Below are 21521 nucleotides of genomic sequence, written 5' to 3'. Positions count from 1 at the left end.
CCTTCGCACTCGATCAAAGGATGAACACTATGCGCAAACACGTCATGATTCCCGCCCTGCTGGCCCTCAGCGTCGGTCTTGCTGCCTGCTCGCACGACCCGAATGCCAATCTGGAAGCGGCCCGTACCAACTTCTCCTCGCTGCAGAGCGACCCGCAAGCAAGCAAAGTCGCCGCACTGGAGACCAAAGATGCCCAGGATTGGCTGAACAAAGCCGACAAGGCTTACATGGACCGTGAAGACGAGAAGAAGGTCGACCAACTGGCCTATCTGACCAACCAGCGTGTCGAAGTGGCCAAGCAGACCATTGCCCTGCGTACTGCCGAAGGTGAGTTGAAGAACGCCTCGGCCCAGCGCGCCCAGGCCAAGCTGGACGCCCGCGACGCACAGATCGCCAAGCTTCAGGACAGCCTGAATGCCAAGCAGACCGACCGCGGTACGCTGGTGACCTTCGGCGACGTGCTGTTCGACTTCAACAAAGCCGAACTCAAGAGCAACGCCTACCCGAACATCACCAAACTGGCCCAGTTCCTCCAGGAAAACCCGGAGCGCAAGGTGATCGTAGAGGGCTACACCGACAGCGTCGGCTCGGCCAACTACAACCAGAGCCTGTCCGAGCGCCGTGCCAACAGCGTGCGCATGGCACTGGTACGTGCAGGCGTAGACCCGGCGCGCATCGTCGCCCAGGGCTATGGCAAGGAGTACCCGGTCGCGGACAACGGCAGCAATTCGGGCCGCGCGCAAAACCGTCGGGTGGAGGTGACCATCTCCAACGACAACCAGCCAGTGGCACCGCGCTCGATGAGCCAGGTTCAGCGTTAAGGCTGGCTAGCTGAACAGAAAGCCCCGCGATCGACGCGGGGTTTTTCTTTGTCCGCCGATGGCGTTCTGGCGCCTGCGAGATCGAGCGCCGCCCGCGCGGCGCTCGATCTCGCAGGCGCCCAAAATGCTGCGCCGAACACTCACTTCACCTGCTTCGGGGTTTCCTCGCCCATGCAGCGCACCGCACGCTTGCGGTTGTCCACCAGCACCCCGGTCAGGCCTTTCTGCTCGGTGTCGAACAATACCAGCACGCCATCGACGCACTGGGCCACTTGCGGTGCCGGGTCCAGCGAAACCTTGTAGTCCTCGCCCGGAATCGTCTTGAGCATGGTGAAGTCCTGCAACAACAGGGCATCCGCCGGTTTGGCAAAATGCAGGTAACCGTAGTACCACAAGGCCCCCACCGTCACGATGATGCTGCCGACGCCGGTCAGGATCAGCGGGATGGCGTTGCGTTCTTCACTCATTGCTTGTTGTTCTCGTCAGGGTAATTGGGCACTTCGGCCAGGCGCCGCAGGCCGTTGAAATGGCTGGGGTCATCAAGAAAACGCAGCATCACCTGGCGCCACGTGGGGTCGGCGAAGGTCTGTACGTGGCCACCACGGGTCAATTGCAGCACCCGCGGCGGTGGCGCGTGCTGGTACAGGCGGATGCCGTTGTCCATCGGCACCAGGTTATCGTCAATGCTGTGGAAGAACAGCTTGGGCGGGCTGCTGAGCTGCTCGATCGAACGGATTGCGCTGTCGCCGTCCGGCACCAGCCACGACAGCGGCACCTGTAACGGCCAGGTCATCCACGAGGTGCTGAGGGCAAAACGCCCGACTGAACGGTAACTGGCTGGCACCCCATCAAACACCAGCGCACTGAACCGCTGACGCTGCTCGGGATGGGCCGCCAGGTAGTGAATGGCCATGGCCCCGCCTAGGCTTTGCCCCAGCAGCACCAGTGGCTTGCCCTTTACCTCGGGGGCCTGGTCCAGCCAGGCCATGGCAGCGGCGATATCTTCGTACACGTTTGGCAGGCTCGGCGTGCCCTGCGACAAGCCGTACCCGCGGTAATCGATCATCAGCACCTGGTAACCCTGCTCCGGCAGCCAGTAGCTGCCCCCCAGGTGCCCGGGCAGGTTGCCGCCGTTACCGTGCAAATGCAGCACCGTACCCTTGACCTCGACGCCGGCCTTGGCCGGCAACCACCAGCCGTGCAACCGCAGGCCGTCCGACGTCACAAGGGTGACATCGCGGTAGGCGAGTTTGGCGCGCTCGGGGGTGAACGCCTGACCGCGCTCGGGGTAGAACAGCAAGCTGCTGCAGCCACTCAGGCCCAACAGCAGCAAGCCAAGCGCCAGCAGGCGGCAGCGGTCAGAGAATGTTCGCGTAGTCGGCTTCAATACGGTCCAGGCTCAGGTGGTTGAGGAAGTTGGAGAAGCACATCCAGGCCGACAGCGCGTTAAGGTCGCGGAACTGCTCGGGCAGGTACTTGGGCGGCTCGACCAGGCCCTCCTCCACCAGTTGGCGCAGGGTGCGCATGTCTTCCAGGGTGGTCTTGCCACAGAACAGCAACGGGATCTGTTCGAGCTTGCCTTTTTTCACGGCCAACTGAATGTAGTTGTAAACCATGATGAAGCCCTTGAGGTAGGACAAATCCTTGGTGAATGGCAGGCCATTGGGCACCGAACCGCGGAACACCCGGCTGGCATTGCTGTAGCTCTGCGCGATCTCGAAGCCTTGCTCACGGAAGAAATCGAACACCTGGAGGAAATCGGCGCCCTCCTCGACCATGTGGATGGCGCGGGTGCGGTTGGTGAGCTTGCGCAGACGGCTAGGGTAGGAAGCAAAGGCAATCACCTCCATGAGGATGGCCAGGCCTTCCTGGGTAACCGTCGACGAGGGCGGCCCCTTGGCCAGGAAGGTGCAGATCGGCTGGTTCAGGCCATTGAGCGTGGTGCCGACATGCACCAGCCCTTCGTGTACCTCCAGGGCGCGCACGTCGCGCGCGTTGAACATGGCATCGGCGCGCACCTTGATGTAGTCGGCACCGGCCGCCGCATCGGCGACGATACCGTCGGACTCGAACACGCGGATGGTTCCCTCGGCCTCGCCGAACACCTTGTTCAGCCGGTGCTGGAGGATCTCCACGGCCTCCTTGGCGGTGAGGTTTTTCGGTTCGTCCTTCAGGTCGCCACGGCCATCGATGTTGTTCAGGTAGTCCGACAGCATCAGGCCGAGGTCGGCCAGGGTCGGGTCACCGGCATGGAAGGCATCGGAGGCAGCACCATACAGCTCCTGGGAGATAAGGCCAAAGTCCTCGGTACCGCGCGCTTCGAGCATACGCACCACCATGCGGTATTCGCGGCACATGCGCTTCATGATCTGCCCGACCGGGTTGAACTGGCCAAGCTGGCGGATGATGTCGCGCTCGATGCCCTGGAACTCGGCCTTGACCGCGCCGGAGTCGAACGACAGCGGGCGCGACTGGTAATAGGCACGGTCGACGGCCGGCGGCTCCTTGCCCTTGCCCTTGAGGAAGCCCTGACGAATGTTGTCGTCCCACTTCACCGCGTCCAGCACCCGGATCGGGGTCTGTGCCGCCACGATGCGGTCAGACAGGGCACGGATGGTTTGCTGGTATTCGTCCACTGGGGACTCCTTATTGCAACAATGAGCCAAGCCTTGTGTTGCCTGTGCCGGCCTCTTCGCGGCTAAAGCCGCTCCCACGGGGACCGCACAGGTCTCAAGCCTGATGCAGTACCTGTGGGAGCGGCTTTAGCCGCGAAGAGGCCGGCACAGGTCACTACTTGCCAGTACGCTGGAACCGCGCCACTTCGACGAACAAATCGGAGTTGGCCGGGTCGTCCAGGTAGGCCAGCACACGCGCCGACGGGCTGTCGATCAGCACGCCGTCACCGTTGTCTTCCGGCACCTCGGTACTGCGCCCGGTCAGTTCCTTTTTGTCCACCGCCTGCTGCACCTGCTCGACATCCAGGTTGTAGACCACCAGCTCCTTGCCCTCGACGATGTCGAAACCGCCGATCAGGAAGTTGCCCCCCAGGCGCTTGGGCACGCCTGCCGACAGGTACCAGCGGTTACCGTGGCGCGAAACGGTGAACACGTATTCCTCAGGCGCCTTGCCCTTGGCCGTGGCCACCGCCTTGTAGGCACCGCCGCCGCTGCGGCTGATGGTCAGCTTCAACGGCTCGCCCCAGGCGTCCTTGCTGCTCCACTTGCCGAGCAGGGCCTTGGGCGCCGCCTGGTTGCTGGGCAAAGGCTCATGGAAGGTCACCAGACAACCGCCCAGCAGCAGGAATGACAGAGTCAACAACACCACACGCCAGGCTTTCATCAGGTTCTCCTTGAAAAATCGGTCTCGGCTCAGGCCGATGCCAGCACCAGCTGCAGGTATCGGGTAAGCATAGCGAGCATCTGCCCATCGGCTTGCGCGTTCGCATCCTTGAGCAGGCCCTGATATTCCATCTGCTCGATAATCGCCGTCAACATCTGGGCGTCCTGTTCCGGTTGCCGCGATCCCACCACCTGCAACAATTGCCGGGTGCCGTGCAGCAGGATCTGCTCGTGGGCACGTACCAGCTCAGCCAGGCGTGGACACAGCAGCGCTTCCTGGCGAAAGGCCTGTTCGGCCATCAGGAAATCGCGGCGGTTCAGCAGTTGCCGCTGCACATAGTCGGCAGTCATGCGCGCCACTTCGTCAGCCAGCCGCGCCCGTGCCTGCGGGCTGCCGTCGCCCTGGGCCAGCAACTGGCGCAACACCACCTCGGTGTTGGCCCACAGTTTGGCCATGTAGGCGGCACTGCGCTCGACATATTGGGCGAAGGTGTCGGTGAGCAGGTCCTCGATGTCCTTGAAGTAGTAGGTGGTGGCCGACAGCGGCACAGCGGCCTCGGCGGCTACCGCACGGTGGCGCACACCGCGAACCCCATCGCGCACAACGATGCGCATGGCGGCGTCGAGGATCAGCTGGCGGCGCTGTTCGCTGCCTTGGCGGGCAGTCTTGCGACCTTGGTATTGCACGTTTTCGGCGACGGCGGTAGCGATGCCGGCGGCGCCTTGATCAGGCATGGCGGGTGTCACGGGGGATACCTCATGGGCAGTGTTTCATCAGTGCCGGCCTCTTCGCGGGCACGCCCGCTCCCACAGGGACCCCGCATCATTCAGGGTATTTGCAAGACCTGTAGGAGCGGGCGTGCCCGCGAAGAGACCAGTACAGCCAACATAAAGCTTCAGGCAAGAAAAAGCCGCCTCGAAAGGCGGCTTGTTCAATTCACTCAGGCCTGTGGACGCATGTGCGGGAACAGGATCACGTCGCGGATCGACGGCGAGTTGGTCAACAGCATCACCAGCCGGTCGATACCGATGCCTTCACCGGCGGTCGGCGGCATGCCGTATTCCAGCGCACGCACGAAGTCGGCATCGTAGTGCATGGCTTCGTCGTCACCGGCGTCCTTCTCGGCCACCTGGGCCAGGAAGCGCTCGGCCTGGTCCTCGGCATCGTTGAGCTCGGAGTAGGCGTTGGCGATTTCGCGGCCACCGATGAACAGCTCGAAGCGGTCGGTGACAGCCGGGTTGTCGTCGTTACGACGGGCCAGCGGCGACACTTCGAACGGGTACTCGGTGATGAAGTGCGGCTGCTCCAGCTTGTGCTCGACCAGCTCTTCGAAAATCATCACCTGCAGCTTGCCCAGGCCTTCGTGGCCCAGCACCTTGGCACCGGCCTTCTTGGCGATGTCGCGGGCGCGGTCAACGTCCTGCAGGTCGGCAGCGGTCAGTTCCGGGTTGTACTTGAGGATCGAGTCGAACACCGACAGGCGCACGAACGGCTCGCCGAAGTGGAACACCTTGTCGCCGTACGGCACGTCGGTAGAGCCCAGTACAAGCTGTGCCAGCTCGCGGAACAGTTCCTCGGTGAGGTCCATGTTGTCGCGGTAATCGGCGTAGGCCTGGTAGAACTCGAGCATGGTGAATTCAGGGTTGTGACGCGTCGAAACACCTTCGTTACGGAAGTTGCGGTTGATCTCGAACACCTTTTCAAAGCCACCGACCACCAGGCGCTTGAGGTACAGCTCCGGCGCGATACGCAGGAACATGGCCATGTCCAGGGCGTTGTGGTGGGTTTCGAACGGCTTGGCCGCCGCGCCGCCCGGGATGGTCTGCAGCATTGGCGTTTCAACTTCGAGGAAGTCACGCTCGATGAGGAACTTGCGAATGTGCGAGATCACCTGCGAACGCACACGGAACGTGTGGCGGGTTTCTTCGTTGACCATCAGGTCGACGTAACGCTGGCGGTAGCGCTGCTCGGTGTCGGTCAGGCCATGGTGCTTGTCGGGCAGCGGGCGCAGCGACTTGGTCAGCAGACGCACGTTGGTCATTTCGACGTACAGGTCGCCCTTGCCGGAACGGGCCAGTGTGCCTTCGGCGCTGATGATGTCGCCCAGGTCCCAGGTCTTGACTGCGGCCAGGGTTTCTTCTGGCAGGGTCTTGCGGTTGACGTAGACCTGGATACGACCGGTCATGTCCTGGATCACCATGAACGAGCCACGGTTGAGCATGATACGGCCGGCAACCTTGACCGGGATCGCGGCTGCTTCCAGCTCTTCCTTGGTCTTGTCCGCGTACTGTTTCTGCAGGTCGTTGCAGTAGCTGTCGCGACGGAAGTCGTTGGGGAAGGCGTTGCCTTTGGCGCGCTCGGCGGCAAGTTTTTCCTTGCGCAGGGCGATCAGGGCATTTTCTTCCTGTTGCAGGTCTTGCGATTCGGTCTTGAGGTCGCTCATGTCGTCATTCTTTCCATCAGGTATTCGTTGCCCTATTCGGGCAGGGCACGCGATACCGGCGGGTAGCCAGGTATCGCGGCAGTGGAGTGCGGCTTACAGCCCTTGCTTGAGGCTTGCTTCCAGGTACTGGTCGAGGTCACCGTCCAGCACTTTCTGGCAGTCGCTGCGCTCTACGCCTGTGCGCAGGTCTTTGATGCGCGAGTCATCCAGTACGTAGGAACGGATCTGGTGGCCCCAGCCGATGTCCGACTTGCTGTCTTCCAGCGCCTGCGAAGCAGCATTGCGCTTCTGCATTTCCAGCTCGTACAACTTGGCCCGCAGCATTTTCATGGCGGTGTCTTTGTTGGCGTGCTGGGAGCGTTCGTTCTGACAGGCCACCACGGTGTTGGTCGGCACGTGGGTAATACGTACGGCCGAGTCGGTGGTGTTAACGTGCTGACCACCGGCACCGGAGGAACGGTAGGTGTCGATGCGCAGGTCGGACGGGTTGATCTCGATCTCGACCTTGTCGTCGATTTCGGGCGACACGAATACCGCCGAGAACGAGGTGTGGCGACGGGCACCGGAGTCGAACGGGCTCTTGCGCACCAGGCGGTGCACACCGATTTCGGTACGCAGCCAGCCGAAGGCATACTCGCCCTTGATGTGCACGGTGGCGCCCTTGATGCCGGCGACTTCACCTTCGGAAAGCTCGATGATGGTGGCGTCAAAACCACGCTTGTCGGCCCAGCGCAGGTACATGCGCAGCAGGATGTTGGCCCAGTCCTGCGCCTCGGTACCGCCGGAGCCGGCCTGGATATCCAGGTAGGCGTTGTTCATGTCCATTTCGCCGCTGAACATGCGACGGAACTCAAGCTGCGCCAGGGACTCTTCCAGGCCCTGCAGCTCGGTCTCGACGTCGCTGACAGCGCTTTCGTCCTCTTCCTCGACAGCCATGTCGAGCAGGTCCTTGCAGTCGGACAGGCCATTGGACAGCTTGTCCAGGGTCTCGACGACCTGTGCCAGCATGGCACGCTCGCGGCCCAGGGCCTGGGCGTACTCGGGCTTGTTCCAGACGTTGGGGTCTTCCAGCTCGCGGTTGACTTCGATCAGGCGGTCATGCTTGTGATCGTAGTCAAAGATACCCCCGAATGGACTGGGAACGCTCGGTGAGGTCCTTGATGGTGTTCAGGATCGGTTGGATTTCCATGGGCTGGCTACTCGTGCGAATTCGGTGAAAAGCCTGCGAGTATAACCGAGTCCGCTGCACGACGGCAGACCCGCCGGGCGACCGGAGCGCCGTATTTACCCCATGGCAGCGGCGTACCTGCCGTCAGGCAATGCCAACCTGGTTACGCCCGCTGTTCTTGGCCTGGTACAAGCCTTTGTCCGCCGCCGAGATCAACAGCCGGCAGTGGCTGCCGACGGCCGGGGTCTGGGTGGCCAGGCCAATGCTCACGGTCAGGCGGGCATCGGCAGCCGGAGCGGTGTGCGGGATGCCCAGGGCCAGCACGGTCTGGCGCAGCTTCTCGGCCACCAGGCGTGCCCCGCCGGGCGACGTATTGGGCAGCACCAGCGCAAACTCCTCGCCACCATAGCGGGCCGGCAGGTCGGTCGGCCGCGAGCACGAGCCACGGATCGCCTCGGCTACCTGACGCAAAGCCTCGTCGCCGGCAAGGTGACCGAAGCTGTCGTTGTAGGCCTTGAAATAATCCACATCGATCATCAGCAACGACAGCTGCTGCTGTTCCCGCATGGCGCGGCGCCATTCCAGCTCCAGGTACTCGTCGAAGTGGCGGCGATTGGACAGCCCGGTCAGGCCATCGGAGTTCATCAGCCGCTGCAGCATCAGGTTGGAATCGAGCAGTTGCTGCTGGCTGACGCGCAAGGCGCGGTAGGCCTCGTCGCGTTGCAACAGCGTGAGGTAGGAGCGTGAGTGGTAGCGAATACGCGCGACCAGTTCGATGGTATCCGGCAGCTTGACCAGATAGTCGTTGGCCCCGGCGGCAAACGCCGCGCTCTTCACCAGCGGATCTTCCTTGGTCGACAGGACGATGATCGGGATGTCCTGAGTGGCCGGGTTGTTGCGGTATTCGCGCACCAGGGTCAGACCGTCAAGACCAGGCATGATCAGGTCCTGGAGGATTACCGTGGGCTTGATGCGCATGGCCTGTAGCACCGCCTGGTGCGGATCGGCACAGAAGTGGAAGTCGATGTTGTCTTCATTGGCCAGCCCCCGCCGCACCGCCTCGCCGATCATGGCCTGGTCGTCGACCAGCAGCACCATCGCCGAGTTCTCGTTGGTGGTGGGAAAACCCTCGATCGGTAATTCATTCATACCTGTTCACCCGATCACTGCCGGCCTGGCGGCGTGATTCATTACATTTCGTCATTTTGCGAAAAAGTCCATCAAGCGCCCGGCGATGCGTTCAAGCGGGCGAATTTCCACCGCGGCATCAATGGCCGCAGCAGCCTTGGGCATGCCGTACACTGCGCTGCTGGCCTGGTCCTGGGCAATGGTCAGAAAGCCCTGCTGACGCATCAGCTTCAGGCCCTGGGCGCCGTCGCGGCCCATACCGGTGAGCAGCACGCCGACCGCATCGCCATTCCAGTAACGTGCCACGCTTTCGAAGAACACATCGATCGATGGCCGATAGATTTCATTGACAGGCTCGGCAGTGTAGGCCAGTTGGCCATTCTGTAGCAGGCGAATGTGGTGGTTTGTGCCTGCCAGCAACACCTGGCCCGGCTGCGGCGGCTCGCCTTCGCGGGCCAGGCGCACCGGCAGGCCTGCTGCGCTGCTGAGCCATTCGGCCATCCCTGCGGCAAACACCTGGTCCACATGCTGGACCAGCACGATGGCCGCCGGAAACGCTGCCGGCAAACCCTTGAGCAGCACTTCGAGGGCCGCCGGGCCACCCGCAGACGAGCCGATCGCCACCAGCCCGCGACGCTGGGAAGCCTCGCGCACGGGCGCGGCAACCGGCTTTGCGGCAGGGCTGCGCTGCTGGCCGACCAACCAGCCGATATTGAGGATCTTGCGCAGCAGCGGTGCCGCCGCTTCGCGGGCATCGCCAGCGCCCAGCGCCGGGGTATCGACCACGTCGAGGGCACCATGTCCCATGGCCTCGAACACCCTGTGCACATTCTGTTTGCGGTCCACCGTGACGATGACGATGGCGCACGGGGTTTCGGCCATGATCCGCCGGGTGGCCTCCACGCCGTCCATTACCGGCATGATCAGGTCCATCAGGATCAGGTCCGGCAATTGCTCGGCGCAGCGCTGCACCGCCTCGGCGCCGTTGCTGGCCACCCACACCACCTGGTGAGCAGGCTCCAGGGCGACCGCCCGGCGCAGCGCCTCGACGGCCATGGGCATGTCATTGACGATGGCGATCTTCATCCCTGAGCACCTCCGATCAGCTCCACCACAGCATCCAGCAACGCATCGTCGTGGAAACTGGCCTTTGCCAAATAGTAGTCGGCGCCTGCATCCAGGCCACGCCGTCGGTCTTCCTCACGGTCTTTATAGGACACCACCATTACCGGCAGCGACTGCAGGCGCTGGTCGCGGCGAACCAGGGTGACCAGCTCGATGCCGTCCATGCGCGGCATGTCGATGTCGGTGATCAGCAGGTCGAAGTCCTCGCCGCGCAAGGCGTTCCAGCCGTCCATGCCATCTACCGCCACCGCCACATCGTAGCCGCGGTTGCCCAGCAGCTTGCGCTGCAGCTCGCGCACGGTCAGCGAGTCGTCGACCACCAGGATGCGTTTACGGACCACGCCGCGGGCACCGCTGCTGCCGCGCTCGACGCGTTCCAGGCTGCCGGTGCTGAGCAGTTTTTCCACCGAGCGCAGCAAGTCTTCGACATCGACGATCAGTACCACCGAGCCATCATCGAGCAAAGCGCCAGAGGAAATGTCCTGCACCTTGCCCAGCCGTGGGTCGAGTGGCATCACCACCAGCACCCGCTCGCCCACCAGCCGCTCCACGGCCACGCCATACAGTTGCTCGCGCTCGCGGATCACCACCACGCGCAGGCTGGCTTCGTCGCTTTGCCCGGCCGGGCGGTTGAGCAACTGGCTGGCTGCCACCAGGCCGATATGCCGGCCTTCATGCCAGAAATGCTGGCGCCCTTCGATCTGTACGATCTGCTCGGCGGTCACCTCCAGCGTGCGTTCGATATGGGCCAGCGGGAAGGCGTAGGCTTCACCGCCCACCTCGACAACCAGGCTACGTACCACCGACAAGGTCAGCGGTACCTGCAGGTGGAAGCGGCAGCCCTGCCCCGCCACCTGGGTCAGCTCTATCGAGCCGCGCAGCTCGCGGATCATGTGCTGCACCGCATCCAGCCCCACACCGCGCCCGGACACCTCGGTGACCGTGTCGCGCAGGCTGAAACCAGGCAGGAACAGGAACGTCAGCAGTTCCGCCTCGCTCATGCGCGCCACAGTGTCGGCGGGCGACAGGGCACGCTCGACGATGCTGCTGCGCAGGCGCTCCAGGTCGATACCGGCGCCATCGTCGATCAGCTCCAGGCTGAGCATGCCGGCCTGGTGCGAAGCCCGCAGGCGGATCACGCCTTCGTCGGGCTTGCCCGCCAGCAGGCGCCGCTGGGGCAATTCGATGCCGTGGTCGACGGCATTGCGCAACAGGTGCGTCAGCGGTGCTTCGAGCTTTTCCAGCACATCGCGATCGACCTGGGTTTTCTCCCCTTCCACCACCAACCGCACCGGCTTGCCCAGCGAACGGCCCAGGTCGCGGACCATGCGGCTCTGCCCGGTCAGCACGTCGGCAAACGGCCGCATGCGGCAAGCCAGGGCCGTGTCATACAGCAACTGCGCACGCTGGCTGGCCTGCCAGCCGAACTCGTCCAGGTCGGCCGCCTGCTGCTGCAGGATCTGCTGGGTTTCCGCCAGCAGACGCTGGGTTTGCGCCAGGGCTTCGAGCACCTCGCTGCTCTGGCCACTGTCCTCGAGTTGCAGGCGCAAGCCGTCGAGCGCCTGCATGCCTTGGCCGTGCATGCGTTTGAGGCGTTGCAGGGTGGCCAGGTAAGGCTTGAGCCGCTGGGTTTCCACCAGCGACTTGCTGGACAGGTCGAGCAGACTATTGAGGCGGTCGGCGGTGACACGCAGTACCCGCTCGGCACCTTCGCCTGCGCGCTTGCCAGCCTTGCGCTGCAGAATCGGCTCGGGCTCTGCCTCTGGCTCCGGCGGTTCGGCTGGCAATACCGGGGGGGCAGACGGCAAGCTTGCCAACGGCGGCTCTGGGACCACGGGTGCAGCCAGCGGCGGTGCAGGCATCGCAGCGCCCGGGTCGAGCAGGCTGGCCATCTGCGCAAGAAACACCGGCAAGGTCGCCTGCGCCGCGGCATCGCCTGGCGTGGCGATACGCATCAGCAGGTCGGTCCCCTGCAACAGTGTGTCAATGTGCTCGGCGGTCAGCCGCAGCCGACCTTCCTGCGCCGCCACCAGGCAATCTTCCATGACGTGGGCAACGCTGACACCAGCATCCACCCCGACGATGCGCGCGGCCCCCTTGAGCGAGTGAGCGGCACGCATGCACGCCTCAAGCTGGTCGGCCTGGGTGGGGTTGCGTTCCAGTGCCATCAAGCCAGCACTCAGCACCTGGGTCTGCGCCTCGGCCTCCAGGCTGAACAGTTCGAGCAACGATGCGTCGCGCATTTGCTCTGGGGTCATGACAGGCTCCGCTGCACGGCAGACAGTAGGTGTTGATCGTCCAGCACCCGCACGCTGCGGCCGCGCCACTGCAGGACAGCAGCGGTGAAGCGTGAGGCGTCCTGGCCGCTGCCCAGCAGCAATGGGTCGAGCCGGTGGATACCGTCGATTTCCTCGACGGCCATCACTACAGGCCCACCTGCGGCAGCCAGAATCAGCATGCGGGGCATGGCCCGACCGCTCCGTTGCTCGGCGGTGCCGGCCTGCACACCCAGCAAATCAGCTAGCGACAGGCATGGGACCAACGCACCGCGCACATTGGCAACCCCCCGCAGCAGCCGCGAGCGCTGGTGCGGCAGCGAATGCACAGCCTGCAGCGGGGCGATTTCGGCGAGGCTGGCAGTGGCCAGCGCCAGCCATTCTTCGCCCAGTCGAAATAGCAGCATGGAGCGGCCGGTGTTTTCTTCGACCTGTTGTACCGCTGCTGCCTGGTGATCCGGCATCAGCGCATAGCGGTCGAGCAAACGCGTAGCTGCAGCGGCATACACCTCGCAATTGCGGCAATGAACATGCCGCTCCAGCAGCGGGCACTGCTTGTCGCCGTGCACGCCAATACGGTTCCAGCAGTCGTCGATGTGCGCGTCATCCTCGGCGAGCAATTGCAACGCGGATTCAGTGTTCATCGTTCAGGCTCCCGACCAGCCCGCACTGCGCGATCCTGCAGGCGCCGGGCGCCGGCCAGATCGCCCTGGGCCGCCAGCAAGGCGGCCAGGTGCACCAGCGCTTCGGGGTGCTGTGGTTCCAGGTACAGGGCCTTGCGATAGTGGGTCAGCGCCTGCTGCGCATCGCCCTCGGTATCACTGAGCAGCCCCAGCCAGTAGTACACCTGGGCGGACGGCGGATACTGCTTCAGGTAGCGCTGGCATTCTTCACGCGCCTGTTCGCTGGCGCCGGCATTGGCCAGCCGGGCAATGCTGGCCAGCAACTCGCTGGCGGCCTCGGGCTTGTGTTCATGGGCTGGCGCAGGACGGGTCACCGCCGGCAGCACCCGCAGCGGGCGCCGCATCGGCACGCCGGGCGGCGGATAACCTGATGCGGGTAAAGTCGCCAGCGTCCGCCTCGCGGGCTGGGCGGGTGTCGCCGGCAACGGGGTGCTGTTACCTTGCTGGCGCACATAGGCAAACGACTGGGCGATCCCTAGCGGACGCATGCCCAGGCGTGCCAACAAGCTGCCTTCGGCCGGGCCGATGAACAGCACACCCTGTGGATGCAGCAGGCGCTTGAGCACTTCGAACACACGCTGTTGGGTAGGCACGTCGAAATAGATCAACAGATTGCGGCAGAACACGAAGTCATACAGCCCATCGCGGCTGGCCAACGCCGGGTCAAGCACATTGCCCACCTGCAGGCTGACCTGCTGACGTACCCGTTCATGCAGGCGGTGGCCTTCGTCCAGCGCATCGAAATAGCGTTCGCGAAAGCCCAGTTCGCTGCCACGGAAAGCATTGCGGCCATACACAGCCTGCCCGGCCTTGGCTACCGAGTTGGGGCTGATGTCCATGCCATCAATGATGAATGCCCCCGGCGCCATGCCGGCGTCGAGCAAGGCCATGGCCAGCGAATAGGGTTCCTCGCCGGTTGAGCAAGGCAGGCTGAGCAATCGCAGTGGCCGCGCGCCCGCCAGTTGGGCCTGGCGTTTGTGGGCCAGGCTGCCCAGTGCCGTGAAGGATTCGGGATATCGGAAAAACCAGGTTTCCGGGACGATCACCGCTTCGATCAGCGCTTGTTGCTCATCCGTCGACTGCTGCAGACGCAGCCAGTAATCTTCCAGGTCCGTCGCGCCCACGGCAACGCAACGCTGGCGCAGTGCGCGTTCGACCATGGGCGCGCCCACCGACTCCACGTCCAGGCCGATACGCTCACGCAGGAAGCGGAAAAAACGCTGCTCGTTCATGTAAGCATCCCTGTCGGGTCTTGCGTGTACAGCAATTGGTGCACGGCGTCGGTCAGCAGGTCATTGACTTCGATGCGCTGCAGCAGGCCCAGAGCATCCTGGCGCACCGGGCCCAGATATGGCGCTTCGCCCGTGTCCACGCCATAGGGCTGGAACTCGTCGGGTTGGCAACGCAGGGTTTCAGTGGCCTGTTCCAGGATCAGGCCAAGCTGCAGGCTGCCACGGTAGTGCACCAGCACCAGGCGCGTACTGGTGCGTTGCGCCGCAGGTTGGCCAAAACTCAGCGCGGCAAGGTCGATCACCGGGACCAGTTGGCCGCGATGGGCGAGGATGCCCGCGACCCAGGCAGGTGCCTGGGCAATCGGCTTGAGCGGCTGGCGCGGCAGCACCTCGATCACCTCGTGTACGCTCAGGGCAAAGCGCTGCTCCCTGAGGCGAAACTGCAGGTACAACTCACCCTTGACGTTGTGCACGGGTGTGGTGCGCGGTTGCAAGTCGTTCATCGCGGTCAGACTTTGAAGCGCGACACGCCGCCACGCAGGCCGGCGGCCACCTGGCTCAGTTCATCGATGGCAAAACTGGCCTGGCGCAGCGACTCGACGGTCTGGGTACTGGCATCGCTGAGCTGGGCCAGCGCCTGGTTGATCTGCTCGGCACCGGTGGCCTGGGCCTGCATGCCTTCGTTGACCATCAGCACGCGCGGCGCCAAGGCCTGTACCTGGTGAATGATCTGGCTGAGCTGCTCGCCCACCTGCTGCACTTCGAACATGCCACGGCGTACTTCTTCGGAGAACTTGTCCATGCCCATGACCCCGGCCGATACCGCCGACTGGATTTCACGCACCATCTGCTCGATGTCGTAGGTGGCCACGGCGGTCTGGTCGGCAAGGCGGCGCACTTCGGTGGCCACCACAGCAAAGCCACGGCCGTACTCGCCGGCCTTTTCCGCTTCGATGGCGGCGTTCAGCGACAGCAGGTTGGTCTGGTCGGCAACCTTGACGATGGTTACCACCATCTGAGTGATGTTGCTGGCCTTCTCGTTGAGGATACCGAGCTTGGCGTTGACCAGGTCGGCGGCGCCCATCACCTGGTGCATGGTCTCTTCCATGCGCGCCAGCCCCTGCTGGCCGGAGCCGGCCAGGCTGGAAGCCTGATCAGCGGCGGAGGTGACTTCGGTCATGGTCCGCACCAGATCACGTGAAGTGGCCGCAATTTCCCGCGAGGTGGCGCCGATTTCGGTGGTAGTAGCTGCCGTTTCGGTGGCAGTGGCCTGCTGTTGCTTGGACGTGGCGGCAATTTCGGTAACCGACGTGGTCACCTGCACCGACGAACGCTGTGCCTGTGCCACCAGGTTGGCCAGTGCCTCGGCCATTTCGTTGAACCCGCTTTCGATGGCGCCGAACTCGTCCTTGCGGTCCAGGCTCAGGCGCATGCTCAGGTCACCCGAGCGCAACCTGTCGAGCGCATGGACAATGCGCTGCATGGGAGCGGTGATGGCACGCATCAGCAACAGGCCACAAATGGCGGCCGCGACGATGGCCAGCAGCAGCGAAACCACCATGCTGCCTTTGGCCGTGCTCACGGCGCTGACAATCTCGCTGGTGGCGGAGGCGGCAGACGCCCGATTGAATTCGATCACTTCATTAAGGTGCTTGCGCCCTTCCACCCAGGCCGGCGTCAGCACCTCCATGATCAGCCGTTCAGCTTCGGCGTAGTTGTGCTGGCGATATGCATCCAGCACCTGATTGACGATCCTGAGGTAGTTCTCTTCCAGTTGCACGAAGCTCTCGAAGCGGGTCTGGTCGTCCTTGTCCTGGATGGTAGCCTGGTAGCTGGCCATGTGCTGCTTGAGCCGGTCTTCGAAGCTTTTGAACAGCTCCATGTCGGCTGAAGTGATCTCACGGTGGTTGGACAGCCCCACCAGTTGCTGGCTGGTGACGTAGCTGTCGACCCAGGCGCTGCGGATCATCGAGCTGTAATAGACCCCGGGAATGCTGTCGGTCCCCACCGCCTGTTCGGCAGTTTCGATGGCCACCAACCGCGAGTAGGCGGCCACGATCATCAGCAGCATGATGGCGATGATCACGGCGAAACTTGCCAGGATCCGTTGGCGCAAGGTCCAGTTTTTCACATTCAGCCCTCAGGAATTCACAACGAGCGGGAAAAATCGCCGAAGTATAGCCCAGAGGCCTTACAGATTTGCGGGTGAAGTGAGGGCTAAACAGGCATACCTGCTGATGGACATGTCACTGGGGCTGCTGTGCAGCCCTTCGCGGGCACGCCCGCTCCCACAGGTATCAGCGAAATGTCGAAGGTTGTGATAACCCTGTGGGAGCTGGCTTGCCGGCGATGGGCTGCAACGCAGCCCCCAGTTATTGGCCCGCAGCAAGCCGTACCTGGCTTTCCAGCTCCTGACGCAAGCCTGGGTCCAGGCGCAGTTGGCGGGCCAGTTCGTCGAGGTAGGCACGTTCCATGTAGTTTTCCTGGTCGACCATCATCACGCTGGCCAGGTACATCTCGGCGGCCATTTCCGGCGTTTGCGCGGCGCGGGCCACTTCGGCCGGGTCCAGCGGCTTGTTCAGCTCGGCGTGCAGCCAGTGCTGCAGCTCGCGGTCGCTGTCCAGGCGGGTGAACTCGCCCTCGATCAGCGCCCGTTCGCGCTCGTCGATATGGCCATCGGACTTGGCCGCCGCCACCAGCGCCCGCAGCACCGCCTGGCTGTGCTGCTCGACCTGTGCAGGCGGCAGGCGGTCGACGGTTTGCGGTTCGGCTGCGGCCCCGCGCTGATTGGCCTGCCAGTTGCCGTAGGCTTTGTAGGCGAGCACTCCCAGCGCGGCCAGGCCACCATAGGTCAGGGCTTTGCCGCCGTATTTTCGGGCTTTCTTGCTGCCCAGCAACAAGCCCAGAGCGCCGCCACCCAACAGGCCGCCACCGGCACCGGACAACAGCCCGCCAAGCCCACCGCCAGCGCTGCCGGACGTGTTGGCGCCCCCCTGTTTTTCGAGCATCTGCTGGCCGGATTTGAGGAGTTGATCAAGCAAGCCCCGAGTGTTCATTCATGTGTCTCCACGCAAGAAGATTCAACCGCCAGAGTAAGGCTTGGCAGAACGCACGCCATCGCGGATTTGCTTCCGGATGTTGCATTGGCTGGCAAAAAGCCAACTAGACTCGATATCGCCAATACCTCGCGCGATCGCACTACGCTTATAACAATTGCTTCACGGCTTGCTTGATGACTGCCCCGAACAAGATCTCCAAAAAGAGGGAACACCATGTCAGTGCACAAGACCGCATTGCTCGGCGCCATGACCGGTGCCGTGCTGGCCAGCGCCAGCCTGCAGGCTGCCGAACCGCCCAAGGCCCTGGGGCCTGGCGAGGGGCGCCTGGATATCGTCGCCTGGCCCGGCTATATCGAGCGCGGTGAAAGCGACAAGGCCTATGACTGGGTGACCGGCTTCGAGAAGGAAACCGGCTGCAAGGTCAGTGTGAAGACCGCCGCCACCTCGGACGAGATGGTCAGCCTGATGACCAAGGGCGGTTATGACCTGGTCACCGCCTCGGGCGATGCCTCGCTGCGGCTGATCGTGGGCAAGCGCGTGCAGCCGATCAACACCGCCCTGATCCCCAACTGGAAGAACATCGACCCGCGCCTGCAGAACGGTGGCTGGTACGTGGTCGACAAGCAGGTGTACGGCACCCCGTATCAGTGGGGGCCGAACGTGCTGCTTTACAACACCAATACCTTCAAGCAGGCCCCCACCAGCTGGGGTGTGGTGTTCGAGCCGCAGAACCTGCCCGACGGCAAGCCCAACAAGGGCCGCGTGCAGGCCTACGACGGGCCGATCTATATCGCCGACGCGGCGCTGTACCTGAAGTCCACCAAGCCCGAACTGGGCATCAAGGACCCCTACGAGCTGAACGAGGAGCAATACAAGGCCGTGCTGGAACTGCTGCGCCAGCAGCAACCGCTGATCCATCGTTACTGGCATGACGCCACGGTGCAGATGAGTGATGTGAAGAACGAAGGCGTTGTCGCCTCCAGCTCCTGGGGTTACATGGTCAATGGCCTGAAGGGCGAAAACCAGCCGGTGGCCTCGACCATTCCCAAGGAAGGCGCGACCGGCTGGGCCGACACCACCATGCTGCACAGCGAAGCCAAGCACCCCAACTGCGCCTACAAGTGGATGGATTGGTCATTGCAGCCGAAGGTGCAAGGTGATGTGGCGGCCTGGTTCGGCTCGTTGCCGGCGGTGCCGGCGGCATGCACCGGCAGCGAACTGTTGGGGGCCGAAGGTTGCAAGACCAACGGTTTCGACAATTTCGACAAGATTGCCTTCTGGAAGACCCCGCAGGCCCAGGGGGGCAAGTTCGTGCCGTATAGCCGCTGGACCCAGGATTACATTGCGATCATGGGTGGGCGCTGAGGTTGCCTGAATGCCTGTACTGGCCCCTTCGCGGGCAAGCCCGCTCCCACAGGCTGATCACCGCCTGTAGGAGCGGGCTTGCCCGCGAAGGGGCCGGAACAGGAGAAACATCGATGTCCGGAGCCCACGCATGCCCCTAGCCGTCCAGTTCACCCAGGTTTGCCGCACCTTCGGCGAGGTCAAGGCCGTCGACCAGGTCAGCATCGACATCATCGATGGCGAGTTCTTCTCCATGCTCGGCCCTTCAGGTTCGGGCAAGACCACCTGCCTGCGCCTGATCGCCGGCTTCGAGCAACCCACCAGCGGCTCGATCCGCATCCACGGTGTCGAGGCCGCTGGGGTGCCGCCCTACCTGCGCGACGTCAACACTGTGTTCCAGGACTACGCCCTGTTCCCGCACATGAATGTCCTGGACAACATCGCCTACGGCCTGAAGGTAAAAGGCGTGGCCAAGGCCGAACGCCACAACCGCGCCGAAGAAGCATTGGCCATGGTGGCCCTGGCCGGCTATGGCGCGCGCAAGCCAGCGCAGCTGTCTGGCGGCCAGCGCCAGCGCGTGGCCCTGGCCCGCGCCCTGGTCAACCGCCCACGGGTATTGCTGCTGGATGAGCCGCTGGGCGCACTGGACCTTAAGTTGCGCGAACAGATGCAGGGCGAGCTGAAAAAGCTGCAACGCCAGCTGGGCATCACCTTCATCTTCGTCACCCACGACCAGACCGAGGCCCTGTCGATGTCCGACCGGGTCGCGGTGTTCAACCGCGGCCGTATCGAACAGGTCGACACACCGCGCAATCTGTACATGAAGCCCGCCACCCCCTTCGTCGCAGAATTCGTCGGCACGTCCAACGTAGTGCGTGGCGAGCTGGCCATGCAGCTCAACGGCAGCCCGGCGCCCTTCTCCATCCGCCCCGAGCACATCCGCCTGGGCGACCTTGTGGTGACCAGCCACGAAGTGCAGGTAAGCGGCCTGTTGCGCGATATCCAGTACCAGGGCAGCGCCACCCGCTACGAGCTGCAACTGGACAGTGGCCAGCTGTTGGCGGTAAGCCAGGCCAACGACCGCTGGCAAGCACAAGCCCACCCCTGGCAGCCCGGGCAACGGGTGCGGGCACACTGGCCACGCGATGCCATGACAGTGCTGCAGGAAACCGAGGCCCACTGAAATGAGCACACTGCGCAGCCTGGCCAACCTGCTGTACCGGCGCCCAAACCTTTACCTGGCACTGCTGCTCATACCCCCGCTGACCTGGTTCGGCGCAATCTACCTGGGCTCGTTGCTGAACTTGCTGTGGCAAGGCTTCTATACCTTCGACGACTTCACCATGGCGGTGACCCCGGACCTGACCCTGGGCAACTTCGCCGCGCTGTTCAACCCGTCGAACTTCGACATCATTCTGCGCACCCTGGGCATGGCGGTGGCAGTGTCGCTGGCCAGCGCGGTACTGGCCTTCCCCATCGCCTATTACATGGCGCGCTATACCAGCGGCAAGACCAAGGCATTTTTCTACATCGCGGTGATGATGCCGATGTGGGCCAGCTACATCGTCAAGACCTACGCCTGGACCCTGCTGCTGGCCAAGGGCGGCGTGGCCCAGTGGTTTGTCCAGCAGTTGCACCTGGATGGCCTGCTGCAAGCGCTGCTGGCCGTGCCCGGTGTGGGCGGCAGCACGCTGTCGACCTCCCACCTGGGGCGCTTCATGGTATTCGTGTACATCTGGCTGCCGTTCATGATCCTGCCGATCCAGGCCGCGCTGGAGCGCCTGCCGCCTTCGCTGCTGCAAGCCTCGGCAGACCTTGGCGCACGGCCTGGGCAAACCTTTTTGCAAGTGATCCTGCCGCTGTCGATCCCGGGCGTCGCCGCCGGCTCGATCTTCACCTTCTCGCTAACCCTGGGTGACTTCATCGTGCCGCAGCTGGTCGGCCCGCCCGGCTACTTCATCGGCAGCATGGTCTATGCCCAGCAAGGGGCGATCGGCAACATGCCGATGGCCGCCGCGTTCACCTTGGTGCCCATCGTGCTGATTGCGGTGTACCTGTCCATCGTCAAGCGCCTGGGGGCCTTCGATGCACTCTGAAAAAGCGTCTACAGGGCTGCGCCTGGCGGCTTGGGGCGGGCTGCTGTTCCTGCATTTCCCGATCCTGATCATCTTCCTGTACGCCTTCAACACCGAAGACGCGGCATTCAGCTTCCCGCCCAAGGGCTTCACCCTGAAATGGATTGGTGTGGCCTTCGCCCGACCCGATGTGCTGGAGGCGATCAAGCTGTCGCTGCAGGTGGCCTGCCTGGCCACGCTGATTGCCCTGGTGCTCGGCACACTGGCGTCAGTCGCACTGTATCGGCGCAACTTCTTCGGCAAAGAGAGCATTTCGCTGATGCTGATCCTGCCCATTGCCTTGCCCGGCATCATCACCGGCATCGCCCTGCTCTCGGCGTTCAAGACCTTGGGGATAGAGCCCGGGGTGTTCACCATCGTGGTCGGCCACGCCACGTTCTGCGTGGTGATTGTCTACAACAACGTGATCGCCCGCCTGCGGCGCACCTCGCAAAACCTGATCGAAGCGTCGATGGACCTGGGCGCCGATGGCTGGCAGACCTTCCGCTACATCATCCTGCCCAACCTCGGCTCGGCGCTGCTGGCCGGCGGCATGCTGGCTTTTGCCCTGTCGTTCGATGAAATCATCGTCACCACCTTCACCGCCGGCCACGAACGCACCCTGCCGATCTGGCTGCTCAACCAGCTGAGCCGACCGCGCGACGTGCCGGTGACCAACGTGGTCGCCATGCTGGTGATGCTGGTGACCATGCTGCCAATCCTTGGCGCCTATTACCTGACCCGCGGCGGCGAAAGCGTCGCGGGCAGTGGCAAATGACACTGGAGGAG

The 21521-nt window shown here is 63.6% G+C and carries 20 protein-coding genes; 5 read left to right on the top strand and 15 right to left on the bottom strand.

What is annotated here, in order from left to right:
* The first annotated feature begins 29 nt into the window (after nucleotides 1-29).
* Nucleotides 30-821 (top strand): OmpA family protein, encoded by a 792-nt coding sequence (locus LU684_RS26250; protein ID WP_016485176.1) that lies wholly within the window; start codon nucleotides 30-32, stop codon nucleotides 819-821.
* 140 nt (nucleotides 822-961) lie between these two features.
* On the opposite strand, the gene LU684_RS26245 is transcribed toward LU684_RS26250, so the two are convergent.
* The 15 genes from LU684_RS26245 to LU684_RS26175 all read right to left on the bottom strand — a co-directional run bounded on the left by LU684_RS26245 (nucleotide 962) and on the right by LU684_RS26175 (nucleotide 17271).
* Complete coding sequence (locus LU684_RS26245; protein ID WP_232895212.1) at nucleotides 962-1288, bottom strand: hypothetical protein; 327 nt, start codon at nucleotides 1286-1288, stop codon at nucleotides 962-964.
* A complete protein-coding gene (locus LU684_RS26240) occupies nucleotides 1285-2208 on the bottom strand; it encodes an alpha/beta hydrolase (RefSeq protein ID WP_232895211.1) in 924 nt (307 codons plus the stop codon). The genes LU684_RS26245 and LU684_RS26240 overlap by 4 nt, the downstream gene beginning before the upstream one ends.
* The gene (locus LU684_RS26235; RefSeq protein ID WP_016485173.1) at nucleotides 2180-3457 is read right to left on the bottom strand and encodes a flavohemoglobin expression-modulating QEGLA motif protein; all 1278 of its coding nucleotides are present in this window, start codon (nucleotides 3455-3457) and stop codon (nucleotides 2180-2182) included. Before LU684_RS26235 ends, LU684_RS26240 begins: the two co-directional genes overlap by 29 nt.
* A gap of 154 nt (nucleotides 3458-3611) precedes the next feature.
* Nucleotides 3612-4160 carry a hypothetical protein gene (locus tag LU684_RS26230; RefSeq protein WP_016485172.1) on the bottom strand — a complete coding sequence of 183 codons (549 nt, stop codon included), beginning with the start codon at nucleotides 4158-4160 and terminating at the stop codon, nucleotides 3612-3614.
* Nucleotides 4161-4189: 29 nt separating this feature from the next.
* Complete coding sequence (locus LU684_RS26225; protein ID WP_016485171.1) at nucleotides 4190-4894, bottom strand: TetR/AcrR family transcriptional regulator; 705 nt, start codon at nucleotides 4892-4894, stop codon at nucleotides 4190-4192.
* Nucleotides 4895-5100: 206 nt separating this feature from the next.
* Entirely contained in the window at nucleotides 5101-6603 is a 1503-nt protein-coding gene (gene lysS, locus LU684_RS26220; protein WP_012270790.1) for a lysine--tRNA ligase, read from the bottom strand.
* A 93-nt stretch (nucleotides 6604-6696) separates the two neighbouring features.
* Nucleotides 6697-7792 (bottom strand): peptide chain release factor 2 gene (gene prfB / locus LU684_RS26215; RefSeq protein ID WP_096425666.1). Its coding sequence is split into 2 segments (ribosomal slippage): nucleotides 6697-7719 and nucleotides 7721-7792, totalling 1095 coding nucleotides; the frame shifts between segments, so codons are not numbered across the junction.
* A gap of 123 nt (nucleotides 7793-7915) precedes the next feature.
* On the bottom strand, nucleotides 7916-8920 hold the full coding sequence (wspR, locus tag LU684_RS26210; protein ID WP_016485169.1) for a Wsp signal transduction system regulator diguanylate cyclase WspR: 1005 nt from the start codon (nucleotides 8918-8920) through the stop codon (nucleotides 7916-7918).
* Nucleotides 8921-8971: 51 nt separating this feature from the next.
* A complete protein-coding gene (gene wspF / locus LU684_RS26205; protein WP_016485168.1) occupies nucleotides 8972-9985 on the bottom strand; it encodes a Wsp signal transduction system protein-glutamate methylesterase WspF in 1014 nt (337 codons plus the stop codon).
* Nucleotides 9982-12282, bottom strand: coding sequence for a hybrid sensor histidine kinase/response regulator (locus LU684_RS26200; protein ID WP_070086570.1), 2301 nt, complete (start codon nucleotides 12280-12282; stop codon nucleotides 9982-9984). The genes wspF and LU684_RS26200 overlap by 4 nt, the downstream gene beginning before the upstream one ends.
* A complete protein-coding gene (locus LU684_RS26195; RefSeq protein WP_145913292.1) occupies nucleotides 12279-12944 on the bottom strand; it encodes a chemotaxis protein CheW in 666 nt (221 codons plus the stop codon). Before LU684_RS26195 ends, LU684_RS26200 begins: the two co-directional genes overlap by 4 nt.
* Complete coding sequence (locus tag LU684_RS26190) at nucleotides 12941-14215, bottom strand: CheR family methyltransferase (RefSeq protein WP_232895210.1); 1275 nt, start codon at nucleotides 14213-14215, stop codon at nucleotides 12941-12943. Before LU684_RS26190 ends, LU684_RS26195 begins: the two co-directional genes overlap by 4 nt.
* A complete protein-coding gene (locus tag LU684_RS26185; protein WP_232895209.1) occupies nucleotides 14212-14718 on the bottom strand; it encodes a chemotaxis protein CheW in 507 nt (168 codons plus the stop codon). Before LU684_RS26185 ends, LU684_RS26190 begins: the two co-directional genes overlap by 4 nt.
* A gap of 5 nt (nucleotides 14719-14723) precedes the next feature.
* The gene (locus LU684_RS26180) at nucleotides 14724-16346 is read right to left on the bottom strand and encodes a methyl-accepting chemotaxis protein (protein WP_016485163.1); all 1623 of its coding nucleotides are present in this window, start codon (nucleotides 16344-16346) and stop codon (nucleotides 14724-14726) included.
* Between the two features lie 241 nt (nucleotides 16347-16587).
* Entirely contained in the window at nucleotides 16588-17271 is a 684-nt protein-coding gene (locus LU684_RS26175) for a tellurite resistance TerB family protein (protein ID WP_096425661.1), read from the bottom strand.
* A gap of 216 nt (nucleotides 17272-17487) precedes the next feature.
* On the opposite strand from LU684_RS26175, the gene ydcS reads away from it, so the two are divergent.
* The 4 genes from ydcS (at nucleotide 17488) to LU684_RS26155 (ending at nucleotide 21510) form a co-directional block, all read left to right on the top strand.
* A complete protein-coding gene (ydcS, locus tag LU684_RS26170) occupies nucleotides 17488-18639 on the top strand; it encodes a putative ABC transporter substrate-binding protein YdcS (protein ID WP_095115737.1) in 1152 nt (383 codons plus the stop codon).
* 130 nt (nucleotides 18640-18769) lie between these two features.
* The gene (locus LU684_RS26165; RefSeq protein ID WP_016485160.1) at nucleotides 18770-19801 is read left to right on the top strand and encodes an ABC transporter ATP-binding protein; all 1032 of its coding nucleotides are present in this window, start codon (nucleotides 18770-18772) and stop codon (nucleotides 19799-19801) included.
* A gap of 1 nt (nucleotide 19802) precedes the next feature.
* Nucleotides 19803-20714 carry an ABC transporter permease gene (locus tag LU684_RS26160; RefSeq protein ID WP_232895208.1) on the top strand — a complete coding sequence of 304 codons (912 nt, stop codon included), beginning with the start codon at nucleotides 19803-19805 and terminating at the stop codon, nucleotides 20712-20714.
* Nucleotides 20704-21510: an ABC transporter permease gene (locus LU684_RS26155; RefSeq protein WP_016485158.1), complete on the top strand. Its 807-nt coding sequence runs from the start codon at nucleotides 20704-20706 to the stop codon at nucleotides 21508-21510. Before LU684_RS26160 ends, LU684_RS26155 begins: the two co-directional genes overlap by 11 nt.
* Nucleotides 21511-21521 lie beyond the last annotated feature (11 nt).

It is taken from the genome of Pseudomonas sp. NMI542_15 (assembly GCF_021283425.1).
Classification (GTDB): Bacteria; Pseudomonadota; Gammaproteobacteria; order Pseudomonadales; family Pseudomonadaceae; genus Aquipseudomonas; species Aquipseudomonas fortuita.
The sequence above is the reverse complement of the archived record's forward strand: the minus strand, read 5'-3'. Positions and strand labels throughout refer to the sequence as shown.